The organism is Alteromonas gracilis, from assembly GCF_036870955.2.
GTDB classification, from domain to species: Bacteria; Pseudomonadota; Gammaproteobacteria; order Enterobacterales; family Alteromonadaceae; genus Alteromonas; species Alteromonas gracilis_A.
Window position 1 is genome coordinate 179,907 of the sequence record NZ_CP145482.2, and the last position, 16,611, is coordinate 196,517.

A 16,611-nucleotide genomic window follows, 5' to 3' on the forward strand; every position below is an offset into this window, starting at 1 on the left:
TATCTGTTATGCGGGGAACAAGGAGGCAAGTCGTTCATTTTGTGGCAATATAGACAAATAGCGACAACCAAGGCGAGACGGATATGGCTCCTAGTTTACCGCACGCACCTGATTGGCCCTCATTGATTAAGTCAGGGTGCAGAGTATTTGTCGGGGGGAACGCTGCTGTTCCCCACGCATTAGTGCAGCACCTTATCGACAATAGCGCAGGCTTTAGTGATATAGAGCTTGTGCATATGCTGGCATTAGGCGACACCCGATGGGTTCGCGAAGAATACAAAAACCTGTTTAAAGCTAATACTTTCTTTATTGGCGGCGAGACCATGCGAAAAGCCGTTGATGAAGGGCGAGCCGATTATACTCCCGTCTTCTTATCTGAAGTTTCAAGCTTATTCAGCGACGGCACCTTGCCTCTCGATGCTGCGCTGGTAAATGTAAGCCCTCCTGATGAATTTGGCTATTGTTCGCTTGGCCCAGCGGTAGATATCGCAATGTCAGCATTGCGACAGAGTAAGAAAGTTATTGCGCAAATTAACCGCCAAATTCCGAGAACCGCAGGCCATTCCTATATTCATATAAGTGAAATTGATGCCTGTATAGAAGCCGACGAATCCTTAGTTGAAGTAAGCCCTCCGCCAATAGATTCGGTGGCGGAACGAATTGGACAATATGTATCGATGCTGGTGGACGATGGGGCAACGCTTCAATTTGGTATTGGTAAAATACCAAGCGCTACGCTGAAGTATTTATGCAACCACAAAGACTTGGGCATTCACAGCGAAATGCTCACCGACAGTATTATTGAACTGTTGGAATCAGGCGCCATTACCAACAAAAAGAAAACATTCCATCCAGGTAAAATAGTCACCAGTTTTGCCATTGGCACACGCAAGTTATATGACCTAATCGACAGCAATCCTCACATTGAGTTTTACCCTAGTAGCTATGTGAATAAACCCACAAACATTGCCAAAAACGACAATATGGTCGCTATTAACAGTGCGCTCGAGGTTGATTTAACGGGGCAGGTGGTGGCTGATTCGTTAGGTTATGACTTTTACAGCGGTATTGGCGGTCAAGTGGATTTTGTGACCGGAGCGTCGATTAGCAAAGGCGGTAAAGCGATAATAGCGCTCCCGTCTACGGCAAAAGGAGAGAGTATTTCGCGTATCACACCTCGTATCAGTGAAGGAGCCGGTGTGGTAACGTCGCGGGGTAATGTGCAGTACGTGGTGACTGAATATGGCATTGCTTCTCTTAAAGGGAAGAGTATTCGCGAGCGAGCACTAGAATTGATTCGCGTTGCTCATCCAAAGTTTAGAGCAGCGCTACTAGAAGAAGTACGGCAGCATTACTGGGTACCTCACTACCAAGAAAAATACCCTACTGATATTCCAGAGTTGGGTGATATTCAGCTTAAAAAGCTTCATATTCAAGGTGAAACCTTTTATATGCGCCCTCTCAACCCCGCTGACGAGCGTCGTTTGCAAGAGTTTTTTTACTCACACACCAAAGAAACACTGCGTTTGCGATATAACTACGACCCTAAGCAGATGTCTCGTGAAAAGTCTTGCAACTTGGTGTCGGTAGACCAAAGCACCGATGCAGCTTTGTGCATTGTAAGGCAAGAAGGGTCGCGTATTACCATTCATGCGGTAGGTAGGTTTTATTACAATGCTTCAGACAATACGTGCGAGGCCGCCTTTGTTACGAGAGAAACGCAGCAGGGTAAGGGCATGGCGAGTCGCCTTTTAAACGAATTGGTTGCCGTGGCGAAAAAACGCGGCATTGATAAAATGATGGCGTATGTGCGCGGCGACAATAAACCCATGATCGCCATATTTGAACAGGCCAAATTTAAACGTAAATTTACCGGTGATCCTAGTGATGTAGAGCTGGTGTTGGATGTGGCTTCACTATTATGACCATCAGGATTTACCGAGGAAAGCACGGTACAAAGCACGATTTAGGCAACACACACCCAGAGTCGCCTGATAGACTCTTTGCCATCGATGATCAGCTGTTAGCGTCAGGCTTAGACATGATTTGCGAACATGCTGACGCGAGTCCTATTGCAGAGCCTTATTTGCAATTGGCCCACGACCCTTATTACGTCAAAAGTGTGTTTGAACGCGCTGCACAAGCCAATTTTTGTGATGAAGAAAAAACCCTTTATGCTAGTGATAACAAAGTCATTGCTTGGCTAGATGAGGATACGGGGTTAATGAAGCACAGCCTAACGGCGGCGCTCGAATCTGCTGGTGCAGGCTGCAATGCGGTAGATTGGGTGATGGATGGCGAAGACCGTCAGGCTTTTTGTGCAACACGCCCACCGGGCCACCATGCCACTTATGATAGTGCCATGGGCTTCTGTTTTTTTAACAATATTGTTATTGCTGCACGTTATGCGCTGCAGAACTTCGACCTAAAACGGGTCGCTATTGTCGATTTCGACGTTCATCATGGAAACGGCACCGAGCAAATCGTCGCTGGCGATCAGCGAATTATGCTGTTTAGCAGTTTTCAACACCCCTTCTATCCGCACTGTGGGTCGCCCGTTTCTGCAAGCAATATATTGGCAGTACCGCTAGACAGCCGGTACAACAGGGAGTGTATTTCGCGAGAAAGTGAAGCATTGGTTTAACGCGCTCGAAAATTTTCAACCTGAGCTTATTTTAATTTCGGCAGGCTTTGACGCCCACGCAGAAGATCCCATGGCTCACTTGAGGCTGGTTGAAGATGACTACTTTTGGATTAGCCAACAGTTGCGGGACATTGCTGACAAGTGCTGTAAGGGCCGTATAGTCAGTATGCTAGAGGGAGGTTATGACTTAAGTGCGTTAGGAAGAAGTGTTGTGGCTCATTTAAAAGGTTTGAGTCAAGGCACAAACTCAGCGTTATGAGCAGAAACAACCCTGTGCATCAGCATTGATCACTGCACCCTGATAGCGTGAAGATTGTGCGTATGAAGCCACTTTTTCTACCAAGTTCTTCCCTGTGAAACAGCCGTAGCCAGTGGCATAAGGGCCTAGGTAGCGCAGGTTAAAATTGCTGTCTATAACCATTAGCGCAGGCACGGCAGTCAGCAGGCTTTGAAGCGCAGGAGAGTCTTCGATATTGAGCGTAACAAGGTTATAAGCCGATGTTTTAAGTTTATCGACAAGCTGAGTTTGATGAGGCACTGTTAACGTTTCACAGTAGCACTTTTGGGCGGTGCCTATATGCACAATGGACCTGGCACTCACGCCCGCATCTTTTAGCAACGATGTAACGTCTTCGTCGAAGGTGGGCGAAGTGGATTGGTGTAATAAAACCCCTGATGGGTCAAATTCAGCAAGCTGTTTCTGCCCATAAGAAAGCAAGGCGGTAAGAATACCTACCGCCCAAAGTATTAACAGTGCCCAACCCAATCCTTTCGGCATGAATTACAACTCAAAGCGTTCTATGGCGCTGCGCATTTTTTGTGAAATTTTCGAGAGCACTTCTACTTCTTGTGCCAATGACTCTGCTGTAGCCAATTCTTCTGATGTGAACTCACTCAAGCGAGCCGTACTTTTTGCAATAGAGGTTGATGCCGTTTCTTGTTCTACAGCAGACGTAGCAATTTCGGTCATACTCTCACTGGCATCGCGAATTTGTTGCATAATTTCTGTCATAGCACCCGTTGCGTTTTCACTTGAGGCAACGGCTTCATCAACTAACTGTATACAGGTTTGCATTTGCTCCACAGAGCTTGCGGTTTGCGCAACGAGCTGTTCGGTGATATTCGTAATTTGATCAGCGCTTTCTTTCGAGCGTATCGCAAGCGTGCGCACTTCGTCTGCCACTACAGCAAACCCGCGACCATGCTCTCCTGCTCGTGCAGACTCTATTGCGGCATTCAGGGCTAGCAAGTTCGTTTGCTCGGCAACAGCAGTGATTGAACGCATGGCGTCAGAGATATTGGAACATTGTTCGTTGAGCGCTGAATTCGTCTTCGCCGCGTCGTTTAGCGTGTTACGCAGTGAGTCTATGGTGCGGCTTGTGTTAGCAATAGACTCACGAGTGTTTTGTGATGACGATTGTGCTGCGGAGGCCTTGTCACTTGCTAAGGTGGTTTGTTCAGCTGAGATTTGCATGGTTTGCGCTATTTCTTCTGAAGACGCTGACACCATGGCAATTTCTTGGTCTGTATTGCGGCTGATTTCGAACATGTTTCCGGCAGCAAGCTCCATTTTACCGCAGCCTCGCACCACCTCTTCAGTAAGTGAAGACGCCAAGTCTATGAGTGATTTTACCTGGTCAATAAGCTCGCCAAAGGGTTTAACAATAGCGTGTTGGCGGTTTATTTCTACCGTTAAATCTAGTTTCCCGTCTGACTTCAACATGCTTTCAATAGCTAGGCGTAATTCGGCGGCACCCGCACCATCTTGATGAGCCTGTTTTGCCATGTAAATCAATACGCCGCCTTCAGCCAGCGCGAAGGCCGCATGCATTAGTAAAATCGAAAAGGTGACATGACCTTCTTCGAAAATAAATACCGACGCACCTCCGGCTTGTAGGAAGAAGAAACTAATATGATGCACTGCTACCACGAGCGTACCCGTAGCAACCACTTTCCAGTCACGGAAACACGACAAGAAGGCAAGCAGAACAAAAATCTCGAAATGGATCTCAATCAAACCAAACGATTGATGAATATGTAAAGCGGTGAGCAGTTGAGCGCCTATAGCCATGGCATGTCTGCTGATAGACGAATAGGGATCTTGGAAGCTCAGTGCTAATGGCACTGCCGCTATCGGAACCCCAAAAATAAATGCAGGGAGTAACTCGCCTGTGATAAGTCCTATCACTATGGCAATAATGAGCTGTGCAACAATTACAACGCGGAAAATCTTGTGACCTTCCAGCAACCAAGGGTACTGCATGCCAATCTCCAAAAAGGAATATCTGGTGTAAGTGTAGGTTAAAAAAACTGGGTGTGCTATGTTCGGCAATTGTAGTCAACTACTCGTTTTTAAACCATTTAACTTTGGTATAGCATTAGGCCTATTGGCCACTTACACGTCCATGTTGGCATAACAAAATAATGGCAAGAAACGTTAACGTTTCGCCCACCAGCGCGGATTTCAAAACAGGTTAGTGGTTACTGCCTGAAAACATTAATAGATCACTTATCATAGGTTCTTTATGCCCCATATTGCTTTTCTATCCACCGATAATTTAGACGATTTCTTTGTCTACGATGAACTTTTGATCCCTCATTTCGAGGCAAACGGATGGAAAGTATCTACAGTATCGTGGCACGACAAATCTGTAGATTGGTCTAGGTTTGATTACGTGATTGTGAGAAGTACGTGGGATTATCAGCAGCACGCGCAAGCATTTTTAGCATGCTTGGAAACAATTGAGCAGTCTTCCGCAGTGCTGCTAAACCCATTGTCGCTAATAAAATGGAATATCGAGAAACATTATTTACGTGATTTAGACGCGTCTGGTGTACCGATTGTGAACACCCTTTGGTTTAGCCAATTTGACGAGAAAGACCTTTATAACGCATTTGATACACTAGGGTGTGACACGCTTGTTGTGAAGCCCGTGCTAAGTGCCAATGCAGATGACACGTTTAAACTGTCTAGAGATGATATACAGACACAGTCAGACCATTTGAGAGCGCTTTTCTCTTCACGAGAATTTATGGTTCAGCCTTTTCTAGACTGTATTGTCAATGAGGGTGAATACTCACTTTTTTATTTTGGTGGGCACTACAGTCATGCCATCAAAAAAGTACCGCAGCAGGGCGATTTCAGAGTTCAAGAAGAGCATGGAGGAAGTCTTTATGCTGTTGATGCTGACGCTATTCAGCAAGGTATGGCGCAGCGTGCGCTTGATGCCATGCCTACTCCTGCATTGTATGCTCGTGTCGATTTAGTGCGTCAACAAGACCAATGGGGCATTATGGAATTGGAGCTTATTGAGCTGTCGCTGTACTTCAACTTGGATGACGCGTCGCCTGTAAAATTCGTCGAGGCAATGATGGCACTTCATCATTCGCACACGGCATAAAAAAGCCCCGACAGCGCAGATCATCTGCCGGAGCCAAACTTGCTTAGTTTTTAGCGAATTTACGTTGCGATGACGACTTGTCTATGCGCGTTACGCTGCGCTGTGGCTTAGCACTGTAGCTCTGTCTTACGCTTCGACTTTGCTTTGTACTATTCACAGTGCTCCGTACCGTGCGCTTGACCGTGGTTCGCTTGGTCGTTTCTTTAACACTTCGCGACGGAGCAGTAGTGCGTGCTCTGTCTACCTTCTGTTGAGCAATGCGCTGAGGTTTTTGCGGGTTCAGCGACTTAGGCTGCGAGTATGCACGCTCTATACGCTGAGACTGCTTACGTTGTGGAGCCGTTCTAACAGGTTTGTCCCGCTTCAGCTGTGCCATTGCCACATCTCTTGATGGGCGCTGTTTAGCCACTATCGCTTGGTTTCGCTTTAGCGCATGTTCAACGGTTTGTTTTCTGTTAATAGGTACGCTCGTTCTCGCTTTGTCTACACGGATATCGCGCTGCCTAAGCGGCGTAACCGCTTTTGGCGGGATGACATTTCGCACTTGCTTTTGTGTTCTCACCACGGTTTGACGTTCAAATCGTGCCGGGGCACTGCGTACTACGCGTGATGAATAGCGCGCACGTCTATGATCGATACGGTGTTCCCAGCGCTGATAACCATGACTAATAACACGTTTACGTGGGCTGCCGTGGAAGTACCGTCTTACTGGTGTTCTGTGGATCACAACATGGCGATTATGCCAATGTACGCCACCAAAATAGAAGAATGTCGACAAGCGTACCCGCGGTGCCCAAAACACATTGTGGTGATGGTGATAACTAATTCGGTGGTTCCAAAAAATAGGCGCTCTTGCATGCCACCAATGACCGTACACCACGTGGGGGTTGTAGTACGGAACATATACTACTTCACGTTGGCGCGGTTCAATGTAGATAATTTCTCTATCGCGCTCACGCTCTGTTTCTACCTCAATGTAGTCGTTGGTAACTAAATTCCCTGTGTTGTGAGCATGCTGGCGTAACACTTGAACACGGTCTAAAACCCGCTCTTGGCTTATCAGCACATTGTCACCCAGTTGCTGTAACCACTCGAGATCTTTTGCCATGGTATTAAGCAAATCGGTAAAGGGGGCAAGCGCCTTCACACTTGGATCCCACGTGACATCTTCAAGTACGTCTTCAACTTGCTCTGGTGTGAGATGCTGGTTACTCTGACGCCATCGGTCGGCTGCGACAACATCTAGCGGATAAGTTGCCGCAATAAGAATATGAGTAAGCAAGGTGTCAGGATAAAGCGCAATAGGCGCTAAGATGCTGTCGATGTCAGCATCAGAGTACTGTTGTTCGCTGACGGCAACGGCAAGTTCGCTCGAGGGTTGTGCGTTACTTGACTGTGCCATAGCTGGAACTACACACGCACCTGATAAGGCAATTAGTACAGATAGGGTTATGTTTTTCATACATCCTCCTTACATTGCGCAGATACACGTTTCAATTCATGTAGCGAGCAATGTGGTAAGTCTGTATACGTTATAACCAATGATTAATTAACTGAACCTGAATGGTTGAGCAAAAGAGAAAACGACGGGTATTAATTAAGCGATATTACAAAAACGCCCGCTAGGTAGCGGGCGTTGTCGGAGTTATTTAAACACATGTGGGTCAAATGCATGCCCCAGCTTTTCGGTTTTTGTTTTGAGGTAGTGTTTGTTGTCTTTGGTAATGCCATGGTCAATGGGCTTGCGCGAAACAACATCAATACCGAGTGCTTCCAACGCTGCCAGTTTTTTAGGGTTGTTTGTCATTAACTCTACGCGTTTAACGTTAAGCGTATCAAGCATAAGCTTGCAAATATCATAGCTGCGCAAGTCGGCATCAAACCCAAGGTGTTCATTTGCTTCAACGGTGTCCATGCCGCTGTCTTGCAGGTTGTAAGCGCGGATCTTATTCAGTAAGCCTATGCCACGACCTTCCTGACGAAGATACAATAATACGCCATGACCATTGTCGACGATGTTTTGCATGGCTTTTTCTAATTGAAAGCCACAGTCGCAACGCGTGCTAAATAGTGAGTCGCCAGTTAAGCATTCAGAATGAATACGAATAGGAACAATATCGCCTTCCTTCCAGTTGCCATAGGAAAGCGCCACGTGCTCTTGGCCACTGGCTTCTACAAAGCCATGAATTTTAAAATCACCAAGGCGCGTTGGTAATTTCGCGGTGCTGACATATTCGTATTTAGGCTGTTTGCTACTCATGATACTTCTACACTTTGGACAGTAGGCTGTATGTGGGGATAACTTTTCGTTTTACAAGACCGCTTGAGAAAGGCCACTGCGCTTGATAATTAACCGCACATTGATGAGCAATACTCATTGCTCACGCTATTGCTATATTATACGCGCTTTCGTACATTTTGGGGCGTTAGCGATATCACTCTTTTTTATGCATTATTACAGAGGGACAAATTCGCTAAGCGGCATAGGCTTGGCAACGCCATAGCCTTGGGCGAAGTCTATACCCATTTTTCCAAGTTGAGCCATGATGGCGTCATTCTCGACAAATTCTCCTACCGTCTGCATTCCCATGGCCTTAGCGACATCATTGATAGACGCAACCATAGCGGTATCTACACTGTCATCAAGCATGTCTTTAATAAACATGCCGTCTATTTTTACCAGGCTAACAGGTAGACTTTTCAGGTAACTGTAGGACGAAAATCCGCTACCAAAATCGTCTAAAGCAAAAGAGCAGCCTAAGCGGTTAAAGGTCTGCATGAAGTTTAATGTGTCTTCCATCTTAATGATGGCGACAGACTCGATAACCTCAAAACAGATTTTGTTGTAAGGAATACCATAGGTCTCAAATGCATTGAGAATAAACAATGTGAAGTCTCTGTCCGCCAAAGAGTGACAGTTGAGATTGATACTACAGCGTTTTAGCTGTGCTAGATGCTCGGGGTTTTCTGCAAGCCATTTAAAGGTATTGGTTACCACCCATTTATCTACGCTCACATTCATTTCGAAACGCTCAGCGGTAGGGAGGAAGTTAGCAGGCTCCACTATTCGGCCATCTGCTTCTTGAAGACGAAGTAACACTTCATAGTAATGCCCGTCGTTGGGCTTATTAAGCGGCCTTAAAGATTGATAATACAGTGCAAACCTACCTTCCTCTAAGGCAAGGTTGATTGAAGATACCCAGTCAAGCTCACGCTGATACCGCTGCATGCTTTCATCATTTTTATTGTATTTATGAACCTGGTTCCTTCCTTGCTCTTTAGCGAAGTAGCACGCGGCGTCCGCCATGCTCAGGTAGTTGCCTGAACTGATTGACGTATCGTCGCACACGACCATACCAATACTGACCCCTAAATTAAAAATGCGGTTATCCCACATAAAGCGGTAAGCTTGCACTGCATTGAGTATACGGATGGCGTTTAGATAAACCTCGTCCTCATCAACTCCCGAATAGACAATACCGAATTCGTCGCCGCCTAAACGTGCAAGCAGCGCATTGGGGGTCAGCGTGTTTTCGATTAATCTGGCAATATCCTTAATCAACACATCACCCGCTTTATGACCACAGGTATCGTTGACTACCTTAAAACGGTCTAGGTCGAGGAACAAAAGACAGGTATGTGGTGTGCTGGGCTCTGCTACCTTTGCTTTAAACTCGCTTTCAAACTGCCTTCGGTTATACACACCCGTTAACGAGTCATGAGTTGCTAAATATTGCAGGCTCAGGTCAGATTGTTTTTTCTCTGTGATATCAATGATAGAACCAAACAAAAAGCGACCATTACTGTTCTCTCTTATTTGGCAAGAAAGTGAAAACCAAAACTCACTGCCATCGCGGCGCTTGCCCCGTATTTCTTTGCCAGTCACATGACCTTGGTGAGATATCTCGCCAAGTAAGATATGGCGGTCTTCCGGGTTAGCATAGAAGGCTTTTGTACTTACAGCTTCATCAAGCATTTGTTCGTCATTGTCATAACCAAACACCTTGCACATGGCTGGGTTGACAGAAATGAGCTCGCCTTCCCATGTTGAGGTGTAATGACCTTCTGCCGAATTTCGAAAGAGATCGTAAAAGTGGTTTAGGTTTTCTATGGTTTGTGCTTGAGAGGAAAGTTTCTTCTGATTTAACGAACGCTCTTTGGTAATGACAGCAAAACCAAAACACATAAAGCCTGTGGTCAAAAAGAACAGCATAACGATGGCATATTCAAATGTGTACACCATATCGCCAAACAAGTTTGAAACTACAAAAGCATAAAAAATGAAGAAAAAGAGCCAAGCAACCGTGTAAGTACGACTGACCGCAATGCTGTCTTTATCTCTGAAAATGAGCGCTAGTAGAACATGGTACAGCCCCATCGCAGCCATAAGCAGTAATATGGCGAGAGTAGCGGTATAGCCGTCAAGGGAGAAGCTATACAGCGTAACGGCAATGGGTACGACATAACTCACGCCCCTTAAAACAAAGGGTATTCGTTCGAAAAGATGGTGAGTAACCTTACCGATACACAGCAACAGCATACTAAAACAGACTACGTATGCCATTTCGATAGCATTCGTCAGGCTAGGCCAAAGTGACAGCCCGCCTTGAGTAAGGAATAACAGCGCCAGCAAAACCAGCGATGACATAGTTAACCAAAAACGTGTTGGCATGCGCTGTTGCACATACGAAAACAAAAAGTAGAACGCAATCAACGACAGCATACCTGATACTGCTCCAAGCAAAGTGAGCATATTGGTATCGTGTTGTTTTAAGACATCGCGCTCCCAAATAACAATAGGGAATCGCGTTAACCCTTTGTCCTGCACACCAATGATAAGCCGCATGTTTTGGTATGGTTGTAGCGTAAACGGTAATCGAATAGCGGGAATGGGCTGAGGCAAAGAGTAGTCACCTTTACTTGCTTGATAGCGATAAGAGCGCACAATTCTTTCACTGTCATCGAGTAAGTAAATTTGAAGGTCGTCTATATTCAGCCTGTCGATGTTGAGCACTAGGGGGACATCGCTGTAGCTAGTATGTTGTAGCGTTGTTGAAAGCCAAAGGCGTTGGTGAGATGTTTTCGTTAGTCGGTTAGTGGCAGAAATACCGCGTAAAACATCAAAGTAGGTAGCGCTATTGGCCGCGAGTGTTACCGTTGCGTGCTCATTGACAGTGGCGCGCTCAAAAGATTCATCAATATGCAGAGAAGGAGCAGCAAAAACGCGCATGCTTGGTATTAAGCTGACAAATACCCAGAGCATTAGCGTAAAAACCTGTTTCGTCAGTGTCATCGAGCTATCTACCCAATACAGACGCAGGCTGCGCTAAATCACAAGCCCAGATAAACAAGAGGATTGCACTTGCCAGTTCCAGAATCATTTACGTCATGTACATGTTAATGTGTGTTTTTAACTAGATTAATACTAGAAGAAGCATAACGTCAAAGACAATTATCGAGGAAATTCAGCTTGGTACATCCAAGTCGCGTGTTTATTGACGAAAATAATCAGCAAGCATTTGTGGTGACTGTTGCGCGCCAATTGGTTCAAGCCACATAGCTTCACAAAGCCACTCTATGCATAAAATACACTGAAGGTGCGGTTCGTGTTGCTGGGTATTCAAAACAACTTGGAATCGGTCTGCGCCCCAGTCAAATTCTGATTGCTCTAGCTTAAATTGATTTGCAAATTCGTTGGCCCACTGCTCTGTTTTTAAAGGGGTAGGGGGTAAAGGTAGGTGAATCTCGACGCTATGTTGCGTGATATGCATAGCGTTTAAAATCTCATCTTTTGATATTTGTGACATAAAGCGCTTACCCAGTTTCTACAAGCACGTGTTAAAAAGATCCGCTTGCTCTAAACCAGCACGCGTAAAAGTATGTATAAGTAACAACATAATACAACACTATAACAATAGCGTTAATCAAAGCGTTTTAAGGAAGGAATATGCTAACACTGCACCATTTAAACAACTCTCGTTCTCAACGAATACTGTGGCTACTTGAAGAGCTGGGTGTTGAGTATAACATCGAGTTTTATCAGCGAGACAGTACAACAAATCTTGCGCCAGACGCATTGCGTGCAGTTCATCCTCTTGGTCGCTCGCTGAGTGTTAACAACTCCTCATGGCGCCATTGCAGAGTCAGGTGCGATTGTTGAATACCTAATTAACACCCATGCGTCTGAATCATTTAAAGCCCCTAGTGACGCAGAATCCCTGCAGCAGTATTGGTTCTGGATGCATTTCGCTGAAGGTTCTCTCATGCCGCCGTTGGTTGCCAATTTGGTGTTAGAAAAAGCGCGTCAGAAAGGCTCTAAACCTTTCTTTATTAAACCGATTACTGACAAACTGGTAGACGGTATCTTAAATGCTTATTACGGTCCTAACTTAGCGCAAAGCCTGCGTTATGTTGAATCTTACCTCGCTAAGAATACGTGGTTTGCTGGTGACGAGCCCACAGGCGCTGATGTACAGATGATATTCCCACTCGAGTCTCTAGTGGCAAGCGGCAGAGCGAAAGAGTTTGCGGCCATACAAGCATTTGTTAAACGAGTTCATGCTCGACCAGCTTACAAGGCTGCACTTGAAAAAGGCGGTGAGTACGCTTACGCCTAGCTGTCTCTGCTAATGTAATCGCTGATAAGTTGGATAAAGGCCTCACCGTAACGCTCGAGTTTGGTTTGGCCTACGCCGCTTACTTCAAGTAGCGTATTGCGTGTTGTAGGAAGTTTGCTGGCCATATCAACCAAGGTGGCGTCACTAAATACTACATATGGCGGCACTTCATTCTCTTCTGCCAATACTTTGCGAAGGTGTTTTAGCCTGGTAAACAAGGTTCTGTCGTAGTTGTCGGGTACTTGTTTGGCTTTTTTCTTATCCGGTTTAAACTCGAGTCGAGGTACAGCAAGTTGAACCGCGACTTCGCCCTTAAGAACAGGACGCGCCGCTTCGGTAAGTCTCAAAGCAGCATGTGCGGTTATGTCAACGCGAACAAGGCCTTTGTGAATAAGCTGATTAATGATGTTGTGCCAGTAACTGTCAGATTTGTCTTTACCAATACCATAGGTCGATAACTGGTGATGTCCTGCTTCTTGTAGTCGTCGCAGCTGCTTGCCTCGCAATACATCAATGACGTACTGACTAGATGCTTGCTGAGACAAGCGCAGTACGCATGAAAGTACTTTCTGCGCAATCACAAGGCCGTCTATCATTTTTGGTGGGTCAAGACAGATATCACAGTTGCCACATGCACTGTCACTGAATTGGGAGAAATAGTTTAAGAGCACCTGGCGACGGCATGTTTGCGCTTCAGAAAATGCCTCCATCGCAGCAAATTTCTGTAGCTCTATTTGATTTCTGTCGGCAATTTCGCCTTGTTCTATCCATTGTTTAACGCGTGCTGCATCTTTTTCATCGAACAGCAACAGTGCTTCAGATGCCAGCCCATCACGCCCTGCGCGGCCTGTTTCTTGGTAGTAGCTTTCTACACTGCGCGGTACGTCGTGATGCACCACGTAGCGAACATTTGACTTGTTAATGCCCATGCCAAACGCCACGGTGGCAACCACAATATCAATTTTGTCGTTCAGAAACTGGCGCTGCACGAGTTCGCGTTCATCAGCATCCATTCCAGCATGGTAAGCGGCACAACGAAAACCCATACGAAATAATTTGGCATGTAAATCGTCGACCTTTGCCCGACTATTACAGTAAATAATCCCGCTGCCTTCTTGCTGTTTTACGTAAGCAACAACCTGATCAAAAGCTTTATACTTACTCATTACGCGATAACGAATGTTAGGGCGGTCAAAGCTCCCTTTATATACAAGGGGCGTATCAAGATTAAGCTGCGTTAAAATATCGGCTTGGGTGGCGGTATCAGCTGTCGCTGTTAGCCCAATAACCGGTATGTGAGGAAAGCGCGATTTAATTTGCCCAAGTGAACGATAATCTTGTCGAAAATCGTGGCCCCAGTGCGACACACAGTGAGCTTCATCAATGGCAAACAAGGCGATATCAGCAAAGTTAAGCGATTGCTGAAAAGAGTATTGCATTAAGCGTTCTGGTGAGACGTACAGTAAGTCGAGCTTACCCGCTTGCAAATCGTCATTGATGCGGCTTTGTTCATCGCTTTCGAGCGTAGAATTAAGGTAAGCCGCTTTAACGCCAAGTGCCTTGAGCTGCTCTACCTGATCTTGCATTAACGATATCAAAGGCGACACGACAATAGCCGTTCCGTTGCGGACTAAGGCAGGAATTTGATAGCACAGCGACTTACCGCCCCCCGTGGGAAGCAATACCAGTGCGTCTTTACCTTCACATACGTGATGAATAACTTCGCCTTGCCCATCGCGAAACGCATCATAGCCAAAAACGTCCTTAAGGACTTGTTCTGGTGTAGTGCTGATGCTTTGCGAAGAAGCGACTGTTGATTGAGCTATTGCAGTTGTCATGACGTGGGATTTTACGCGTTTTTGCTGCTGTCTTCACGGGGCATTTGCAAAAACTAGACTAAAATGCAGCATAAAAGTACGAGATAATGCACATTGACCGTTTAATGCACAAAATGACAAAAGTAAACGTGCGCGTTAGTGTTAATTAAGGCAAATATAGGGAAGTTGATAGTATGGCACCTACGAAAAATAATCTTACCCACGCAGCGATGATATCGCATGTGATCTCACTCTTTCGTGATACTATGCCGTTTAACCAATTGTTAGGGCTTGAGTTTATTACCAACGGGCAAGGCCAAGACACGCAAGTGCAATTGCAACTTAATTGGCAAGCCTCGCTTACTGGTAATCCCATGCAAAAAATTCTGCATGGCGGAGTCACTGCCACAATGCTAGACACTATTGGCGGCTTAGTCGCTATCATCGAAACTATCAAGCAAACAGACAGTGATGCATTGGATGACTTGCAGGTTCGTCTACCGACTATGGGTACCGTTGATATGCGCGTTGATTATCTGCGACCAGGTAGAGGGGAGCAGTTTATTGCCACTGCTTCAATCATTCGAAAAGGCAGTAAACTTGTAGTCTGCCGTATGGAGCTTCACAACGAAAAAGGCGATCATATTGCATTTGGTACAGGAACTTACATGCTGGGTTAATGCGTATAAGCGTTAGCTTGTTTTGTCAGGAGGTGTAGTATGGCTGAGCCACTACCAGATTTAATCGAAGAGATTGTTACAGACAGCTTGGGTGATGACCCAGCTACCTTATTGGCAACGCTAAGTAGTCAAGATGAGGTAAACATTGCTTCTTTGTTAGAATCACTGCCTGTCGAAAAACGTTTAGCGGTATGGGAAGGGATCCCGAGAGACCGTAAGCTTGATGTATTGGTCGAGATGCGTAGCGACCCACGTGAAATTCTTATCGACAATACGCCGCATAACGAGTGGGCTTCCATTTTCGCCGATATTGACGCAGAAGACCTTCTCGAACTATTAGATTCCCTGCCTAAGCGGTTGGTTGATATGGCTTACGAGTCACTCGACTCGAAAGAACGAAAGTATTTCAGGGAAGCGACCCAGTTTCCAGACAACCAAATTGGCCACTGGGTTAATCACGAACAACTCGTTTTACCGTCGAATGCTAAAGTCCGCGAGGGGCTCAGGCTGTTACGTCGAGATATCCCTCAGCACTGTGACAGTATTTTCTTAGTTAACCGTTCGGGGCAGTTTTCGGCATTAGTAAAAATTAGTCACTTGTTTACAGCGCAAGACCACGTGTCATTGTTCGATTTGTCTGAGGAAACGGTCACCACAATTCAAGGTGTCGACGACACGATGAACGCGTCACTACTCGTGCAGCGCTCAGGGCTTGCGTCGTTACCTGTGGTTGACGAAAACAATAAGTTGTTAGGCCGTTTGGATGTCACGTCAGCTAGTGAGCTTGTAAACGAGTTCTATGAACGCCAGGTCATGGCCTCCGCGGGTATGGATGAAGATGAGGATTTGTTTTCACCTGTAGCCAAAAGTGCGCGTAATAGAGCGTTGTGGCTAGGTATTAATTTGCTTACCGCTTTCTTGGCATCTTGGTTTATCGGGCTTTTTGAAGGTACGCTGCAACAGGTGGTTGCCCTTGCTGTACTTATGCCTGTAGTTGCAAGTATGGGCGGCATTGCAGGTAGTCAAACGCTAACGCTTATTGTGCGAGGTCTTGCCTTAGGACAAGTCACACCTGCTAACTTACGTGCTCTAATGGTAAAAGAACTTAAGGTTGGAGGCGTAAACGGCGTTATCTGGGCACTTGTGATTGGCATTGTTGCCTATTTCTGGTTTACAGACGTTATGCTTGGGTTGGTTATCTGCCTTGCCATTCTCTTCAATATTGTGGCCGCGGCTCTGGTAAGCGTATTTGTTCCCGTTATTCTCGATAAACTAAAAATAGATCCTGCGTTGTCCGGCTCGGTTATTCTTACCACGGTTACAGACATTGTGGGCTTTGTTGCTTTCTTGGGGCTAGGAACACTTCTCTTACTGTAGTGTTTCAATGCGTTCAGCAAAGCGCGGCTAAACCTAGTTGGCCTAGCGGTTTAGAGGCGCGCGAATACATCCCAA

At 45.9% G+C, this 16,611-nt stretch carries 11 protein-coding genes and 2 pseudogenes; 6 read left to right on the plus strand and 7 right to left on the minus strand.

Translation table 11 applies throughout. The features are described from left to right. The first annotated feature begins 83 nt into the window (after positions 1-83). Together V6N89_RS00905 and V6N89_RS00910 are read left to right on the plus strand one after the other, a co-directional pair. Positions 84-1,925, plus strand: a complete 1,842-nt coding sequence (locus tag V6N89_RS00905) for a GNAT family N-acetyltransferase (RefSeq protein WP_346993288.1) — start codon at positions 84-86, stop codon at positions 1,923-1,925. After that, positions 1,922-2,903 (plus strand): annotated as a pseudogene (locus V6N89_RS00910) (histone deacetylase family protein). Before V6N89_RS00905 ends, V6N89_RS00910 begins: the two are co-directional and overlap by 4 nt. On the opposite strand, the gene V6N89_RS00915 reads toward V6N89_RS00910, so the two are convergent. Next, complete coding sequence (locus V6N89_RS00915; RefSeq protein ID WP_338519755.1) at positions 2,898-3,422, minus strand: DUF6436 domain-containing protein; 525 nt, start codon at positions 3,420-3,422, stop codon at positions 2,898-2,900. The pseudogene V6N89_RS00910 and the gene V6N89_RS00915 overlap by 6 nt on opposite strands. A 3-nt stretch (positions 3,423-3,425) precedes the next feature. After that, entirely contained in the window at positions 3,426-4,907 is a 1,482-nt protein-coding gene (locus V6N89_RS00920) for a methyl-accepting chemotaxis protein (RefSeq protein WP_338519756.1), read from the minus strand. A gap of 262 nt (positions 4,908-5,169) precedes the next feature. On the opposite strand from V6N89_RS00920, the gene V6N89_RS00925 reads away from it, so the two are divergent. Further along, the gene (locus V6N89_RS00925) at positions 5,170-6,045 is read left to right on the plus strand and encodes an ATP-grasp domain-containing protein (protein ID WP_338519757.1); all 876 of its coding nucleotides are present in this window, start codon (positions 5,170-5,172) and stop codon (positions 6,043-6,045) included. A 43-nt stretch (positions 6,046-6,088) separates the two neighbouring features. Here V6N89_RS00925 and V6N89_RS00930 read toward each other — a convergent pair whose 3' ends face one another. The 4 genes from V6N89_RS00930 to V6N89_RS00945 all read right to left on the minus strand — a co-directional run bounded on the left by V6N89_RS00930 (position 6,089) and on the right by V6N89_RS00945 (position 11,852). Next, positions 6,089-7,507, minus strand: coding sequence for a DUF3300 domain-containing protein (locus V6N89_RS00930; protein WP_346993289.1), 1,419 nt, complete (start codon positions 7,505-7,507; stop codon positions 6,089-6,091). A gap of 183 nt (positions 7,508-7,690) precedes the next feature. After that, positions 7,691-8,305 (minus strand): GTP cyclohydrolase II, encoded by a 615-nt coding sequence (gene ribA, locus V6N89_RS00935; RefSeq protein WP_338519759.1) that lies wholly within the window; start codon positions 8,303-8,305, stop codon positions 7,691-7,693. Between the two features lie 195 nt (positions 8,306-8,500). Then, the gene (locus tag V6N89_RS00940) at positions 8,501-11,338 is read right to left on the minus strand and encodes a putative bifunctional diguanylate cyclase/phosphodiesterase (RefSeq protein ID WP_346993290.1); all 2,838 of its coding nucleotides are present in this window, start codon (positions 11,336-11,338) and stop codon (positions 8,501-8,503) included. Between the two features lie 199 nt (positions 11,339-11,537). Continuing rightward, positions 11,538-11,852, minus strand: a complete 315-nt coding sequence (locus tag V6N89_RS00945; RefSeq protein WP_338519762.1) for a hypothetical protein — start codon at positions 11,850-11,852, stop codon at positions 11,538-11,540. A 140-nt stretch (positions 11,853-11,992) separates the two neighbouring features. Between V6N89_RS00945 and V6N89_RS00950 the strand changes: the two are divergent. After that, a pseudogene (locus V6N89_RS00950) lies at positions 11,993-12,662 on the plus strand (glutathione S-transferase). On the opposite strand, the gene recQ reads toward V6N89_RS00950, so the two are convergent. Next, entirely contained in the window at positions 12,659-14,500 is a 1,842-nt protein-coding gene (recQ, locus tag V6N89_RS00955; protein ID WP_338519763.1) for a DNA helicase RecQ, read from the minus strand. The pseudogene V6N89_RS00950 and the gene recQ sit on opposite strands and share 4 nt — an antisense overlap. 173 nt (positions 14,501-14,673) lie before the next feature. On the opposite strand from recQ, the gene V6N89_RS00960 reads away from it, so the two are divergent. Further along, positions 14,674-15,159: a thioesterase family protein gene (locus V6N89_RS00960; protein WP_338519764.1), complete on the plus strand. Its 486-nt coding sequence runs from the start codon at positions 14,674-14,676 to the stop codon at positions 15,157-15,159. 39 nt (positions 15,160-15,198) lie between these two features. Next, positions 15,199-16,536 (plus strand): magnesium transporter, encoded by a 1,338-nt coding sequence (locus V6N89_RS00965; RefSeq protein ID WP_346993291.1) that lies wholly within the window; start codon positions 15,199-15,201, stop codon positions 16,534-16,536. The last annotated feature ends 75 nt before the right edge of the window (positions 16,537-16,611 follow it).